The organism is Nocardioides sp. GCM10030259 (assembly GCF_042666375.1).
Classification (GTDB): domain Bacteria; phylum Actinomycetota; class Actinomycetes; order Propionibacteriales; family Nocardioidaceae; genus Nocardioides.
Genome location: NZ_JBHTDF010000018.1, coordinates 250,215 through 263,329, shown reverse-complemented (window position 1 = coordinate 263,329; position 13,115 = coordinate 250,215). Strand labels below are relative to the sequence as shown.

Below are 13,115 nucleotides of genomic sequence, written 5' to 3'. Positions count from 1 at the left end.
ATACCCCACCGCCGAGTCGCCAGCCCAGAGGCACCGCGCCGACGGTGCCCTCACTCCCGCGCGGTGACGGTGCGCGCGACCTCCTCGGGCATCGGCTCGAAGTGGGCGAAGCTGCGCGTGAAGACGCCGGCGCCGTGGGTCGACGCGCGCAGGTCGACGGCGTACCGCACCAGCTCGAGCTGGGGTACGTCGGCCTGCACGGAGGTGCGGTCGTCGCCGACCTTGCCGGTGCCGAGCAGCCGGCCGCGGCGGGCGGAGAGGTCGCTCATCACCGGCCCGACCAGGTCGTCGGGTACGACGACCGACACGGTGTCGTAGGGCTCGAGCATCGTCACGGTGGTGGTCGCGGCGGCCTCGCGCAGCGCGAGCGCGCCGGCGGTCTGGAAGGCCATGTCGGAGGAGTCGACGCTGTGCGCCTTGCCGTCGGTGAGCGTCACCCGCACGTCGACGACGGGGTGGCCGAGGCGCACGCCCTTCTCCATCTGGGCGCGCACGCCCTTCTCGACGCTGGGGATGAACTGCCGCGGCACCGCGCCGCCGACGACCTTGTCGACGAACTCGAAGCCGCTGCCCTCGGGCAGCGGCTCGACGTCGATGTGGCAGACGGCGTACTGGCCGTGCCCGCCGGACTGCTTGACGTGCCGCCCGGTGGCCGAGGCGCGGCCGGCGAAGGTCTCGCGCAGGGAGACCACGAACGGCTCCTGGTCGACGTGCACGCCGTACCGCTCCGTGAGCCGCTCCAGGGTGACCTCGGCGTGGGACTCGCCCATGCACCACAGCACCAGCTGGTGGGTCTCGGCGTTGTTCTCGACCCGGATCGACGGGTCCTCGGCGGCGATCCGGGAGAGTGCCTGCGAGAGCTTGTCCTCGTCGGCCTTGCTGCTGGCCACGATGGCGACCGGCAGCAGCGGCTCGGGCATCGACCAGGGCCTGAGCACGCGCGGCTCGTCGACCGACGAGAGCGTGTCGCCGGTCTCGGCCCGCGAGAGTCGGCCGATCGCGCAGATGTCGCCGGCCACCACGGTCTCGGCCGGCGCCTGGGCCTTGCCGAAGGCGTGCGCGAGCGCGCCGATCTTCTCGTCCTCGTCGTGGTCGGGGTGGCCGGTGGACTCCCCGAAGAAGGACGCGAAGTGGCCGGACACGTGCACCGACTGGTCGGCGACCAGCGTGCCGGAGAAGACGCGCACGAGGCTGAGCCGGCCGACGTACGGGTCGCTGGTCGTCTTCACGACCTCGGCGACGAGCGGCCCGGCGGGGTCGCACTCGATCGGGTCCGCCGCCGCACCCGAGGGCAGGAAGACGTCGGGGGAGGGGTGCTCGGCCGGCGACGGGAAGCCGCGGACCGCGAGGTCGAGCAGCTCGTCGCAGCCGACGCCGGTCATCGAGCAGACGGGTACGACGGGGTAGAACGTCGCCCGCGCCACCGCTCGCTCGAGGTCCTCGACGAGCACCTTCTCGTCGATCTCCTCGCCGCCGACGTAACGGTCCATGAGCGTCTCGTCCTCGGACTCCTCGATGACCGCCTCGATCAGGTCGCCGCGCAGCCCGGTCGCCTCGGCCTCCTCGCTCGGGGCGAGCAGCCCGGTCAGCGACACGACGTCCTCGCCGTCGCGGACGGGCACGAACAGCGGCATCACCCGGTCGCCGAAGGCGTCCTGCGCCTGCATCAGCAGGCCCTCGTAGTCGGCGCGGGCCTGGTCGAGCTTGGTGATCACGACGGCGCGCGGCATGCCGATGCTCGCGCACTCGCGCCACAGCGACCGGGTGCCGTCGTCGACGGCCTCGTTCGCCGCGATCACGAACAGCGCGCAGTCGGCGGCGCGCAGCCCGGCGCGGAGCTCGCCGACGAAGTCGGCGTACCCGGGGGTGTCGACGAGGTTGACCTTGGTGCCCTCGTGGACGAGCGGCGCGACCGCCAGCGAGATGGTCCGGCCGTGGACGTGCTCGGACTCCTCGTGGTCGCAGACGGTGGTGCCGTCGCGCACAGTGCCGGCGCGGGGGATCGCGCCCGAGGCGGCGAGCAGTGTCTCGGCCAAGGTGGTCTTGCCGGACCCCGCCGGGCCCACCAGCACCACGTTCCTGACCCGGTCCGGGCTGCCCGCCCCCAGATCTTGGCCCGACGCTCTCCGGTTGCTCTTGTCGGCCATGGCCGACACCTCCTGCCGTCCCTGCTGCCGTTCCGTGGACGGGGTCGCCCGCCGACCCCTGCTCCGAGAGAACTCCTGAACGGGCGCGGGCACAAGGGGCTGTCGGCCACCGATTCCAAGACGTGCCCTCGTCGACCGGTCGACAGGTGACACGGGGCCCCGGCGTGCACACCGGGGCCCCGTTCCTGTGGCTCTGGCGATCCGGCGCGTGGGGGTGCGCCGATCGGGCCATTCCAAGGAGGAGCCCCTCGCTGCATGGGGTCAGCAAGGGGCTCGTGCCGACACAAGGTGCTCCCTCCGAGTCGACGCTCCAAGACTGTCACACCTCTGGTGGGGGCGCAGTGATTTGCGGCAAGGACATCGAGTGCGAGGCTGACCCCATGACGGATGGACTCGACCTGCTCGGCCCCGGGATGCGGGGCCTCTACATCGGTGGTGAGTGGCGCGAGGCGGAGGGCGACGCGCGGCTCGACGTGATCGACCCGGCGGACGGCTCCGTCCTCACCGACGTGGCGGACGGCTCCATCGCCGACGCGGTCGACGCCCTCGACGCGGCCGTCGCCGCCCAGGCGGCGTGGGCGCGGACCCCACCGCGCGAGCGCGGGGAGATCCTGCGCACGGCGTTCGGGCTGATCACCGACCGCGCCGACCAGTTCGCCCACCTGATGAGCCTCGAGATGGGCAAGACGGTCGCCGAGGCGCGGGGCGAGGTGGCGTACGGCGCCGAGTTCTTCCGCTGGTACGCCGAGGAGGCCGTGCGCATCCACGGCCGCTGGATGCAGGCGCCGGCCGGTGGCAGCCGGCTGCTGACCATCAAGAAGCCGGTCGGGCCGTGCCTCTTCATCACGCCGTGGAACTTCCCGCTCGCGATGGGCACCCGCAAGATCGGTCCGGCGATCGCCGCGGGCTGCACGATGGTGGTCAAGCCCGCGAGCCAGACGCCGCTCACGATGCTCGCCCTCGCGGGCGTGCTGGCCGAGGCCGGCCTCCCCGGCGGCGTGCTCAACGTCGTCACCACCAAGCACACCGGCGAGTTCAGCGAGACCCTCCAGGCCGACGACCGGCTGCGCAAGGTGAGCTTCACCGGCTCGACCGGCGTGGGCAGGGTGCTGGTGCGCCAGTCGGCCGAGCAGCTCCAGCGGCTCAGCATGGAGCTCGGCGGCAACGCGCCGTTCATCGTCTTCGAGGACGCCGATGTCGACGCCGCGGTCGACGGGGCGATGGTCGCCAAGATGCGCAACATGGGCGAGGCCTGCACGGCCGCCAACCGGTTCCTCGTGCACGCGTCGGTGGCGCAGGAGTTCGGGGAGAAGCTCGGCAAGCGGATGGGCGGCCTCACCGTCGGCCGCGGCCAGGACGACGGCGTCGACGTCGGGCCGCTCATCGACGAGAAGGCCGTCGAGAGCGTGTCGCAGCTCGTCACCGACGCCGTCCACGACGGCGCGAAGGTGCTCGTGGGAGGCTCCGCCCCCGACAGCCCCGGCTACTTCTTCTCGCCCACGGTGCTGCTCGACGTGCCGGCCGACTCCGAGATCAACGTCCAGGAGATCTTCGGGCCGGTCGCCCCGATCACGACGTTCGAGGACGAGGACGAGGCGATCCGCCAGGCCAACGACACCGAGTACGGCCTCGCGTCGTACGTCTACACCCGCGACCTCGCCCGCACCATCCGGGTCGCGGAGTCGCTGGAGTTCGGCATGGTCGGCTTCAACACCGGCCTGATCTCCAACCCCGCCGCGCCGTTCGGCGGCGTGAAGGCCAGCGGCTTCGGGCGCGAGGGCGGCTTCGAGGGCATCGAGGAATACCTCGAGACGACGTACGTCGCGCTTCCGGCCGGCTGACGCGGTGGAGGTGCACGGAGAGACCCGGCAGCAGTACGTCGACTTCGCGGCCGACGCGGCCGATGACTCGCCCTGCTTCGAGGCGTGGTCGAAGGGCGTCGCCGGCGACCCCGAGGTGCTGGCGTGGCTGGAGCGCCTGCCGGTGCCGAAGCGGCAGCCCAACCTCGTCTTCGCCGCGGCGCGCTGGCACGGCGTGCCGGCGCCCGGACCGTACGCCGGGCTGCGCCGGGCCCTGCTCGCCGACGACGGAGCCATCGAGGCGACGATCCTCGGGCGGGCGACCCAGACCAACGAGGTGGGCCGGCTGGCCACGCTGCTGCCGGCGTTCGACCTCCTCGGGGTCGACGGACCGGTCGCTCTCCTCGAGGTCGGGCCGAGCGCGGGACTCTGCCTCTACCCGGACCGCTACGACTACGCGTGGACGACCGACGCGGGTGTGGTGCGGCTCGGCGCCGGCGACCGCCCGGAGCTGACCTGCCGGGTGAAGGGCCCGGCGCCGCTGCCGACGACGCTGCCCGAGGTGGCCCACCGCACCGGGGTCGACCTCAACCCGCTCGACGTCACCGACGACGACCAGATGGCCTGGCTGACCAACCTGGTGTGGCCGGAGGACGACGCGCGCCGCGAGCAGCTCACGCGAGCCATCGAGGTGGCGCGGGCCGACCCGCCCCGCCTGGTGCGCGGCGACCTGCTGACCGAGCTCCCCGCACTGGTCGACGCGGCGTCGGCGTACGGCACCGTCGTGGTGTTCCACAGTGCCGTGATCGCCTACCTGACCGACGAGGACCGCGCCCGCTTCGCGGCGATGATGGCGGGTCTGGTGGCCGAAGGTCGGTGCCGCTGGGTCAGCAACGAGTCGTCGCGGGTGCTGCCGGACGTGTCCGCGACCGGCCCGGCGAGGCCCGCCGGCGCCCGTGGCTTCGTGCTGGGCGTCGACGGCCGGGCCGTCGCCCGGACCCACGGGCACGGTCGCTGGATGCGGTGGCTCGCGTCAGGTCAGTGACTCAGTGACCCAGTGACGCGCGGGCGGGTCCGATCCAGGGCCACCGCCACCACGACCGCGACCACGATGCCGATCAGCGGCGGGATGCCGACCTCGGCCTCCTTCGACCAGTACGCCAGCCCACCGGCGACGGCGTACGTCGCGATGTTGCGCCAGTCGAGCGCCGGCGGGATCGCGTCGGTCGGGATGCCGCGGCGCCACCGGAGGAAGAAGTCGGCGATGATCACGCCGCCGAGCGGCGGGATGAAGGTGCCGAGCAGGCCGAGGTAGTCGATGAGGTGGTTCTGGACCCCGGTCAGCGCCAGGACGGTGCCGATCACGGAGCCGCCGATGACGAACGGGGTCTTGGTCGGCTTCTCGAAGAGCTCCGCGCCGGCGACGCCGAAGGCGTAGGCCGTGTCGGCGTTGGACTTCCACAGGTTGCCGAAGAGGAGGAAGACGCCCCAGCCGACCAGGCCGAGGTTGTAGAGGACCAGCACGAAGTCGCCCTCGCCGAACGTGATCGCGCCGATCGCACCGAAGAGGATCATCAGTCCGTTGCCGATGAGGAACCCGATGAGGCAGGCCCAGACCGCCTGCGAGCCGGTGCGGCCGAAGCGGGTCCAGTTGGGGGCCTGCGTGCCGGCCGACACGAACGTGCCGACCACGGTCGTGATGGCGACCGAGAGCGCCATCGTGGTCGAGGGCTCGACGCCGAACAGGCCGTCGAGACCGCCGACCTCGTCGAGGGACCGGACCACGACCCAGGCCGCCAGGATGAGGATGAGCGGGGTGGACACCAGCGAGACCCAGTACATCCCGCGGTAGCCGTAGCAGGCCGTTGCGCACATGAGGACGCTGGTGGCGACCATGATCGCCGCCTTGGCGCCGTACGAGTCCCATCCGCCTGCCTCGGCGGTCAGGTCCCCGATGGTGCCGACGACGACGCCGTACCACCCGATCTGCGTGCCGCCCAGCAGGATCGAGGCCAGCTTCGAGCCGCGGTTGCCGAAGCTGTAGCGGGCCATCACCACGGTCGTCAGGCCGGTCTTCGCCCCGACGTACCCCATCAGCGCGACGTAGCAGCCGAGGATCGCCGACCCGGCGAGGATCACGAGGAGCAGCTCGCTGAAGCCGAACGCCGGCCCCAGCTGGGCGCCGGCCAGCATCGTCGGTGTGAAGACCGTGAACCCGAGCAGCACCACCGCCAGCGACGCGAACGACTTGCGCGCGTGCTGGGGGACCGGCGTGACGGGGTAGTCGGGGTCGATCGGCTCGGTCGTCGGGTCGACGTCCGGCTGGACCGCCTGGCCCGCGCGCGCCGTCACGCCTCCTCCCCGATGTCCTCGGCCCACAGGGCGGGTCGTTCGGCGAGCATGCGGTCCATCAGCTCCTTGCACGTCGCGTCGTCGAGCACGTCGACCACCACCCCGCGACTGCGCAGCCAGCTCTCGGACGCCTCGTAGGTCCGGTTCTCGCCGACCACGATCCGCGGGATGTCGTAGAGCACCGACGTGCCGGCGCACATGAAGCACGGCGAGAGCGTCGTGTACAGCACGCTGTTGCGGTACGTCGACGCCGTCAGCCGGCCGGCGTTCTCGATGCAGTCGGTCTCGCCGTGCCGGATCGCGCTCCCGAGCTGCACCCTCCGGTTGCGTCCGACGGCCAGGAGCTCGCCCTCCCGGGTCACCAGCGCGGCGCCGATGGGCACGCCGCCCTCCTCCCACCCGATCCGGGCCTGCTCGATGGCGAGTCCGAGGAAGTGCTTGTCGTCGAGATCTGGTGCGGTCACGGGGACCTCCCGGGTATGAGTGGCGTCACAGCGTGGCGGTGTACGCCGACACGATGACGAGGCGGTGGCGTCCGCGACAAGGGACGTTCCGTCAGGCCAGGGCGACGAGTTGGTGGACAGATCGTCCCCCATCGCGGGCATGATGCCGGGATGATGCCGACTCTCCGGGACGTGCTCGCCATGCCGTCCTTCCGGTCCGCCTCGGTCGAGGTGCTGACCGGTGACCTCTCCGCGGTGGTCCGCTGGGTGCACTCCTCCGAGGTCTACGAGATGGGCGGGCTGCTGGCCGGCGGCGAGGTCCTGCTCACGTCCGGCCTCGGCCTGCACGGCCGCACCGCCGACCAGCTGGTGGCGTACGTCGACCAGCTCGCGGATGCCGGGTGCGTCGCCCTCGCGATGGAGATCGGCCGGTCCTTCTTCGACATCCCCCAGGAGCTGGTCGACACCGCACGCCGCCGCGGCGTCGCCTTCTTGGTCTTCCACTCGGTCGTGCCGTTCGAGCGCATGGTCGAGGACTTCCACGACCTGCTCGTCCGGCGCAAGCTCGGGTCCGCACGGTCGGGCGAGGCCATCTGGCAGGAGCTCCTCACGCCGGTGATGCTCGGCCAGGGCATGGCGGTGCTCCTCGACGCCGTCGCGCGCCTCGCCGGCTGCGCGGCCGAGCTCGTCGACGCCGATGACCGGGTGGTCGAGCGGAGCCGGATCGCGGTGCCGTCGTCGGAGTCCGACGTCGTGGCCGCGGAGGTGCGCGTGCAGTCGGGCGTGGCGGGGCGGCTGGTGCTGCGCGGTCGGAGCACGGCGCGGCGCGCCGCCGTCGCCCAGCGCGCCGCGTCGGCGGTGGCCCTCGAGCTCGGTCGGCACCCCGGGGTGGGCCGACGCCCGTCGCTGGCCCAGGCCGTGATCACCGATCTGGTCGCCGGCTCGCTCGTCTCGGCGGCCGACCTCCGCGAGCGTCTGGTGGGCGTCGGCTGGATGGTGACCGACCACGTCCTCGTCGCGGCCCTCGACGTGGACCCGAAGGTGCCGGTGCAGGACCTGCTGTCGCCGCTGCGCGACGCCGTGCAGGAGGTGGTCGGGCAGTGTGTCGTCGGCGTGGCCGGGAGCCAGGTGGTCGTGCTCGCGCAGGGCTGGCAACGCGCCGACCTGCCGCGGGTGCGCGCGGCCTTCGTCGAGGTGCACGACCTCGTCCTGGCCCGGGCGGGCGACCTGGCCGACCAGGTCCGGACGCTCGCGGTCGCGGCGCCGGTCGAGTCGCTCGCGGACGTGGCGACCGCCGTCGCGCAGGTCCGGGAGGTGGTGCAGATCGCTCGCCGGTTCGGCACCCGGACCGGTGTCCTCCTGGCCCGCGACGTGGGCGTGCAGCGGTTGCTGGCGGCGGGGTCGCCGACGGCGCTGGCGGCCTTCGTCGCGGAGCAGCTCGGCCCCCTCATCGACCACGACCGGGAGACCTCGGGCGACCTGGTGCGCACGCTCGACGCGTTCATCAGTCACGGATCCAGCAAGGCGGCCACCGCGGCTGCACTGGGGATCCGGCGCCAGTCGCTCTACGCCCGGCTGTCCAGGATCGAGCGACTGCTCGGGGTGACGCTCGCCGACTCGGCGCAGGTCGGGTGCCTCTCCGTCGCACTCATGGCCTGGCGGATGCGCACCGGCCTCGACCTCCAGGCGGCGTTCGACCGACGGCCGGTTGCGCCTTGACTTGAAGTTCACTTGAACTTGTGGAATGGGCGCATGCACGCGATCCGCCTCCACCAGTTCGGCCCACCCGACAACCTCGTCCTCGAGGAGCTGCCCGACCTCACGCCCGCGCCGGGCCAGGTGCGGATCGCGGTGGCCGCGAGCGGCGTCCACCTGCTCGACACCACCATCCGGCGGGGCGAGCCGGGGCCGCTGCCGCCGCCCGACCTCCCGACGATCCCGGGCCGCGAGGTCGCCGGCACGGTCGATGCCGTCGGCGACGAGGTCGACCGATCCTGGCTCGGCCGCCGGATCGTGGCGCACCTCGGACCCGTGCCGGGCGGGTACGCCGAGCAGGCGGTCGCCGCGCCCGACCTGGTGATCCCGGTGCCGGACCACCTCTCCTTCCCCGACGCGGTCGCCGCGGTCGGCACCGGGCGGACCGCGCAGGGCATCGTCGAGCTCGAGCCGGCCGGACCCGACGATGTCGTGCTCGTGCCGTCGGCTGCCGGTGGCCTCGGTTGGCTGCTGGTCCAGGACGCGCAGGCCCGCGGGGCCAGGGTGGTCGCCGCGGCACGAGGCCCCGAGCACACCGGCCGGCTGGCCGAGCTCGAGCCCGAGCGGGTCATCGACTACGGCACCGCCGGGTGGGAGCGCGAGATCCCCGACGGCGTCACGCTCGTCTACGACGGCGTGGGCGGCGCGGTGGGTCGCGCGTCGCTCGAGTTGCTGCGTCCGGGCGGCCGGCTGGTGATGTTCGGCTACTCGTCGGGCGAGCCGACGCACCTCGACACCGACGACCTCGTGCGCCGCTCGATCAGTGCCGGCTGGAGCCTCGGGCCGCGGATGACCGGCCTGCCCGACGGGATCCCCGGCCTCGCGCGCCGGGCGCTCGCCCGGGTCGCGGCCAAGGAGTGGCGGCCCCTGGTGACGACGTACCCGCTCGCCGAGGCGGCCCGCGCCCAAACCGACCTCGAGGAACGGCGAGCGCTCGGCAAGGTCGTGCTCGAGCCCCGATGAAATCGGTGGGGACTGCCGGTCCCAACAGCGACACTGATCCCCGTGTCGGGGGAGGAGAAGACGATGACCGAGGTACAGGAGCGGCCTGAGGCCCGCAGGGTTCCGCGGGCGCTCACACCGTTTCGCCACTCGGCGTACCGGCGGCTCGCGGTCGCGCTCGTGCTCGCGACGTTCGCGGGCGGCGTGTGGACCGTCGGGCTGGTCTGGGAGGTCATCCGCATCGGTGGCGGCCCGGCCCAGCTCTCGGTCGTCTCGACCGCGGCGGCGGTCGGTGTCCTGCTGCCCGCCCTGCTCGGTGGCGTGGTCGCCGACCGGGTGCCGCAGAAGGTCATCCTGCTCGGCGTCGCCGCCATCGAGCTGCTCGCGATGGGCACGGTCGCGCTGCTCTCGGTCGCCGACCTGACCATCCTGTGGCACCTCGGGCTCGTGGCCTTCGCCATCGGCGCCGCCATGGCGTTCTACTTCCCCGCCTACTCCGCGTGGCTGCCGGCGCTGGTGCCCGAGGAGGACCTGCTCGCGGTCAACGGCTTCGAGGGGATGGTGCGCCCGACGATCGGCCAGGCGGTCGGCCCCGCCGTCGCCGGCGTCCTGGTCGGGGCCGTCTCGCCGTCGGCCGCGCTCAGCGTCGCCGCGCTGGCGTCGCTGGCCGGCCTGTTCGCGCTGACCACGGTGCCGCTCACGCCGGTGCGCCGCGACGAGGACCAGCCGGCGACCTCGGTCGTCCACGACCTGCGCGAGGGCTTCGTCTACATGGTGCGGACGCCGTGGCTGCTGGCCACGCTGCTCTTCGCGTCGTTGATGATCTTCGTCATCATGGGCCCGCTCGAGGTGCTGGTGCCGTTCCTGATCAAGGACAAGCTCGGCGGCGACGCGGGCGACCACGCGCTGGTGCTGGCGGCGTTCGGCATCGGCGGCGCCGTCGGCTCGATGGTGATGGCCTCGCTGCGGCTGCCGCGTCGCTACCTGAGTGTGATGAACCTGCTCTGGGGCGTGGGCTGCCTGCCCTTCGTCGTGATGGGCGTGGCCACCGAGATCTGGATGCTGGTCGCGTCGGCGTTCGTGCTCGGCGCGATGTTCTCCGCGCCGATGGTGATCTGGGGGACGCTGCTCCAGCGCCGGGTGCCACCCCACCTGCTCGGCCGGGTCGCGTCGCTCGACTTCTTCGTGTCGGTCAGCCTGATGCCCGTGTCGATGGCGCTGGCCGGGCCCGTCTCGGAGGCGATCGGCCTGCGCACGACGTTCCTCGTCGCCGGCCTCGTGCCGACCGTCGCCGCGGTCGCGGCCATCGTCCTCGCCCGGCTGCCCCGCGACGAGATCGAGCACCCGCTCAGCTGAGCCGCGCCAGCACGTCCTCGTTGTGCCGGTGCCCGACGGCCTCGTAGCCGACCACGGTCACCCACGGCGCACAGGCGACCACCAGCAGCGACCACGACAGCGAGGCACCGGCGGCGACCATCGCGATCCCGGCGCCGAGCACGACGGCCGAGGCGGCGATGAGGACGAGGTGGAAGGAGTCCATGGTGCGGGTGAGCAGGGCGTAGAGCAGGTAGAGCAGCAGCAGGTAGATGCCGAGCGGCACGGCGACGGCTACCACCGTCTGGGTCGCCGAGAGCAGCGAGTGGTGCTCGAGGTGGTACGCCGCGGTGTGCAGCCCGGCGCCGACCGCCACGAGCGCGCCGAAGAGCGGGATGTGCCCGTAGCCCCAGCCGAAGCCGCGACGCCGGTGCGCGTGCAGGACGTGGCCGCTCGGCACCACGAAGTAGGTCCACCACATGCCGAACGTGACGCCCACGCCGGCCAGTCCGAGCAGCACGACGTCGCTGGTCCAGCCCTCGACGTTGACCAGGGCCGAGAGGGTCGCGGCGCCGCCGATCAGGCCCTCGCCGAGCGCGATGATCACGAGGAGGCCGTAGCGCTCGGCGATGTGGTGGGCGTGCCACGGCGTCCCGCCGCGGACGTGCTCCGCGACGTACGGACCGACGAGCTCGATCAGGATGAGCGGCAGGGCGCATGCGAAGAAGACCGGGATCGTCGTCTCGACCAGCGCCAGCGCGACCCACGCGACCTGCGAGACCGCGAGCGTGAGGATGAAGATCCGGCAGACCGCGGCGCGCTCGGGGTCCTGGCGGCTGGCGCGGTACCACTGCAGGATCATCGGCACCCGCATCACGACGTACCCGAGCACCATCACCTGGTTGTCCATGTGGCCGCCGTCCACGAGCGACTCGAACATGTCCGGCAGGCCGATCGCGAGGATCAGCACGCCGATCATCTGGACCATGGTGGTGAGCCGGTAGATCCAGTCGTCGGTGTCGTACGCCGAGGCGAACCACGAGAAGTTGATCCACGCCCACGTCACGGCGAACGTCGCGAAGCAGAAGCCGACGATCCCGTCCCAGACGTGGTCGTCGACGAGCAGGTGTGCGAGCTCGTCGGCCGCGACGCCGAAGGCGATGACGAACGTCAGGTCGAAGAGCAGCTCCAGTGGTGTCGCCGCGCGACCGGACTCGTGAGGGTCACGCCCCGACATCCGCAGGACGGAGTGCGTGGTCCGCTCCGGCATGGCCACACCCTAAGGTGCCACCGCCCTCAGCCCAGCGGACCGAGCGCCGACGCCAGCGAGCCGCGCGAGCTGATGCCGAGCTTGCGGTAGATGTGCGACAGGTGCCACTCGACGGCCTTCACCGTGACGACCAGCCGGTCGGCCACCTCGCGGTTGGTCAGGCCGGTCGCGGCCAGCCGGGCCACCCGCTGCTCCGCGGCCGTCAGCGTGGCGAGGGTCTCGCCGACCACGGGCTGCGGGTGCTCGCCGAGCCGCGCCAGCAGGCGGCGCACCCGGCTCAGGAGCGGCCAGAGGTGCTCGGTGCCGGCGTACACCTCGGCCCTGCGCAGCAGCGCCTCGACCTCGCTCGTCGGCCGGCCCGCCAGCAGCAGCACGCCGGCGAGGTCGGTCTCGACCTGTGCAGTGAGCCGCGCCGCCGGTACCCCGTCGAGCTCGTCGAGCGCCTGGCGGAGCAGCGAGGCGCGGTCGGTGTGGGCGTCGACGGTGGCGAGCGTGCGCAGCCCCAGCGCGATCGGGTACGCCGCGCCGCTCAGGCCGGCGATCGTCAGGTGCTCGCGGGCCAGGGCGGTGCCCTCGACGCGGTGGCCGAGGCGGACCGCCGTCAGCGCGGCCGCGGTGCGCCACGGCAGCACGTCGGGGTCGTCCTCGCCGGGCTGCAGCACCCGGCCGGCGCGCGCGAAGTGGGAGGCCGCGAGCTCGATGTCGTTGGTCGCCGCACACAGCTCGCCGCGGCCGTGGTGGGCGGTGGCGCCGGCCAGGCCCGGGTGCTCGAGGTACCTGCCGAGCCGCTCGCCCAGCGCGCGCGCCTCGCCCAGCTCGCCGCGCGCGAGCCGGCAGTCCAGGAAGGCGGCGAGCAGCGTCGCGTGCTGGAGCCCGTCGAGGTCACCGTCGTCGGCCCGGCCGAGGCAGGAGACCGCCGCGCCGATCGCACCGGCGCGGGCGTGGGCGAGGCCCAGCGCGAGCAGCTCGAGCGGCGTGCCGTCGTCGCCGTCCGTCGTCGCCGTGTCGGACATCGGGGACAGCAGGGGCGTGGGCACGCGGGAGAGCCTAGGAACGCGGGCCGGGCCTCGCGGCGGAATAGGGCAAAGCCTCG

Annotated in this window: 10 protein-coding genes; 5 read left to right on the top strand and 5 right to left on the bottom strand. The window is 72.9% G+C overall.

The window, feature by feature from the left end; all coding sequences use genetic code 11:
• Nucleotides 1–50: 50 nt before the first annotated feature.
• On the bottom strand, nt 51–2,147 hold the full coding sequence (locus ACFQQI_RS14375) for an elongation factor G-like protein EF-G2 (RefSeq protein WP_378564445.1): 2,097 nt from the start codon (nt 2,145–2,147) through the stop codon (nt 51–53).
• 380 nt (nt 2,148–2,527) lie between these two features.
• Between ACFQQI_RS14375 and ACFQQI_RS14370 the strand changes: the two genes are divergently transcribed.
• Together ACFQQI_RS14370 and ACFQQI_RS14365 are read left to right on the top strand one after the other, a co-directional pair.
• A complete protein-coding gene (locus ACFQQI_RS14370; protein ID WP_378564442.1) occupies nt 2,528–3,988 on the top strand; it encodes an NAD-dependent succinate-semialdehyde dehydrogenase in 1,461 nt (486 codons plus the stop codon).
• Nucleotides 3,989–3,998: 10 nt separating this feature from the next.
• Nucleotides 3,999–4,991 carry a DUF2332 domain-containing protein gene (locus ACFQQI_RS14365; RefSeq protein ID WP_378564439.1) on the top strand — a complete coding sequence of 331 codons (993 nt, stop codon included), beginning with the start codon at nt 3,999–4,001 and terminating at the stop codon, nt 4,989–4,991.
• Here ACFQQI_RS14365 and codB read toward each other — a convergent pair.
• The gene (codB, locus tag ACFQQI_RS14360; protein WP_378564436.1) at nt 4,985–6,298 is read right to left on the bottom strand and encodes a cytosine permease; all 1,314 of its coding nucleotides are present in this window, start codon (nt 6,296–6,298) and stop codon (nt 4,985–4,987) included. The two genes, ACFQQI_RS14365 and codB, sit on opposite strands and share 7 nt — an antisense overlap.
• The gene (locus ACFQQI_RS14355) at nt 6,295–6,762 is read right to left on the bottom strand and encodes a nucleoside deaminase (RefSeq protein ID WP_378564433.1); all 468 of its coding nucleotides are present in this window, start codon (nt 6,760–6,762) and stop codon (nt 6,295–6,297) included. Before ACFQQI_RS14355 ends, codB begins: the two co-directional genes overlap by 4 nt.
• A gap of 150 nt (nt 6,763–6,912) precedes the next feature.
• Here ACFQQI_RS14355 and ACFQQI_RS14350 point away from each other — a divergent pair, with 150 nt between their 5' ends.
• From ACFQQI_RS14350 to ACFQQI_RS14340, 3 genes are all read left to right on the top strand, one after another.
• Nucleotides 6,913–8,460: a PucR family transcriptional regulator gene (locus ACFQQI_RS14350; protein WP_378564430.1), complete on the top strand. Its 1,548-nt coding sequence runs from the start codon at nt 6,913–6,915 to the stop codon at nt 8,458–8,460.
• A 33-nt stretch (nt 8,461–8,493) separates the two neighbouring features.
• Nucleotides 8,494–9,459 carry a zinc-binding dehydrogenase gene (locus ACFQQI_RS14345; protein ID WP_378564427.1) on the top strand — a complete coding sequence of 322 codons (966 nt, stop codon included), beginning with the start codon at nt 8,494–8,496 and terminating at the stop codon, nt 9,457–9,459.
• Between the two features lie 63 nt (nt 9,460–9,522).
• Nucleotides 9,523–10,794 carry an MFS transporter gene (locus ACFQQI_RS14340; RefSeq protein WP_378564424.1) on the top strand — a complete coding sequence of 424 codons (1,272 nt, stop codon included), beginning with the start codon at nt 9,523–9,525 and terminating at the stop codon, nt 10,792–10,794.
• Here the strand turns inward: ACFQQI_RS14340 and ACFQQI_RS14335 are convergent.
• Entirely contained in the window at nt 10,787–12,022 is a 1,236-nt protein-coding gene (locus tag ACFQQI_RS14335) for a low temperature requirement protein A (RefSeq protein WP_378564421.1), read from the bottom strand. The two genes, ACFQQI_RS14340 and ACFQQI_RS14335, sit on opposite strands and share 8 nt — an antisense overlap.
• A gap of 26 nt (nt 12,023–12,048) precedes the next feature.
• Nucleotides 12,049–13,059, bottom strand: coding sequence for a LuxR C-terminal-related transcriptional regulator (locus ACFQQI_RS14330; protein WP_378564419.1), 1,011 nt, complete (start codon nt 13,057–13,059; stop codon nt 12,049–12,051).
• Between the last annotated feature and the right edge of the window lie 56 nt (nt 13,060–13,115).

Excerpts from the sequence above, each read along its gene's own strand:
- ACFQQI_RS14375 (WP_378564445.1), bottom strand. The coding sequence starts at position 2,147 with ATGGCCGACAAGAGCAACCGGAGAGCGTCGGGCCAAGATCTGGGGGCG.
- ACFQQI_RS14370 (WP_378564442.1), top strand. The coding sequence starts at position 2,528 with ATGACGGATGGACTCGACCTGCTCGGCCCCGGGATGCGGGGCCTCTAC.
- ACFQQI_RS14350 (WP_378564430.1), top strand. The coding sequence starts at position 6,913 with ATGATGCCGACTCTCCGGGACGTGCTCGCCATGCCGTCCTTCCGGTCC.
- ACFQQI_RS14345 (WP_378564427.1), top strand. The coding sequence starts at position 8,494 with ATGCACGCGATCCGCCTCCACCAGTTCGGCCCACCCGACAACCTCGTC.
- ACFQQI_RS14340 (WP_378564424.1), top strand. The coding sequence starts at position 9,523 with ATGACCGAGGTACAGGAGCGGCCTGAGGCCCGCAGGGTTCCGCGGGCG.
- ACFQQI_RS14335 (WP_378564421.1), bottom strand. The coding sequence starts at position 12,022 with ATGCCGGAGCGGACCACGCACTCCGTCCTGCGGATGTCGGGGCGTGAC.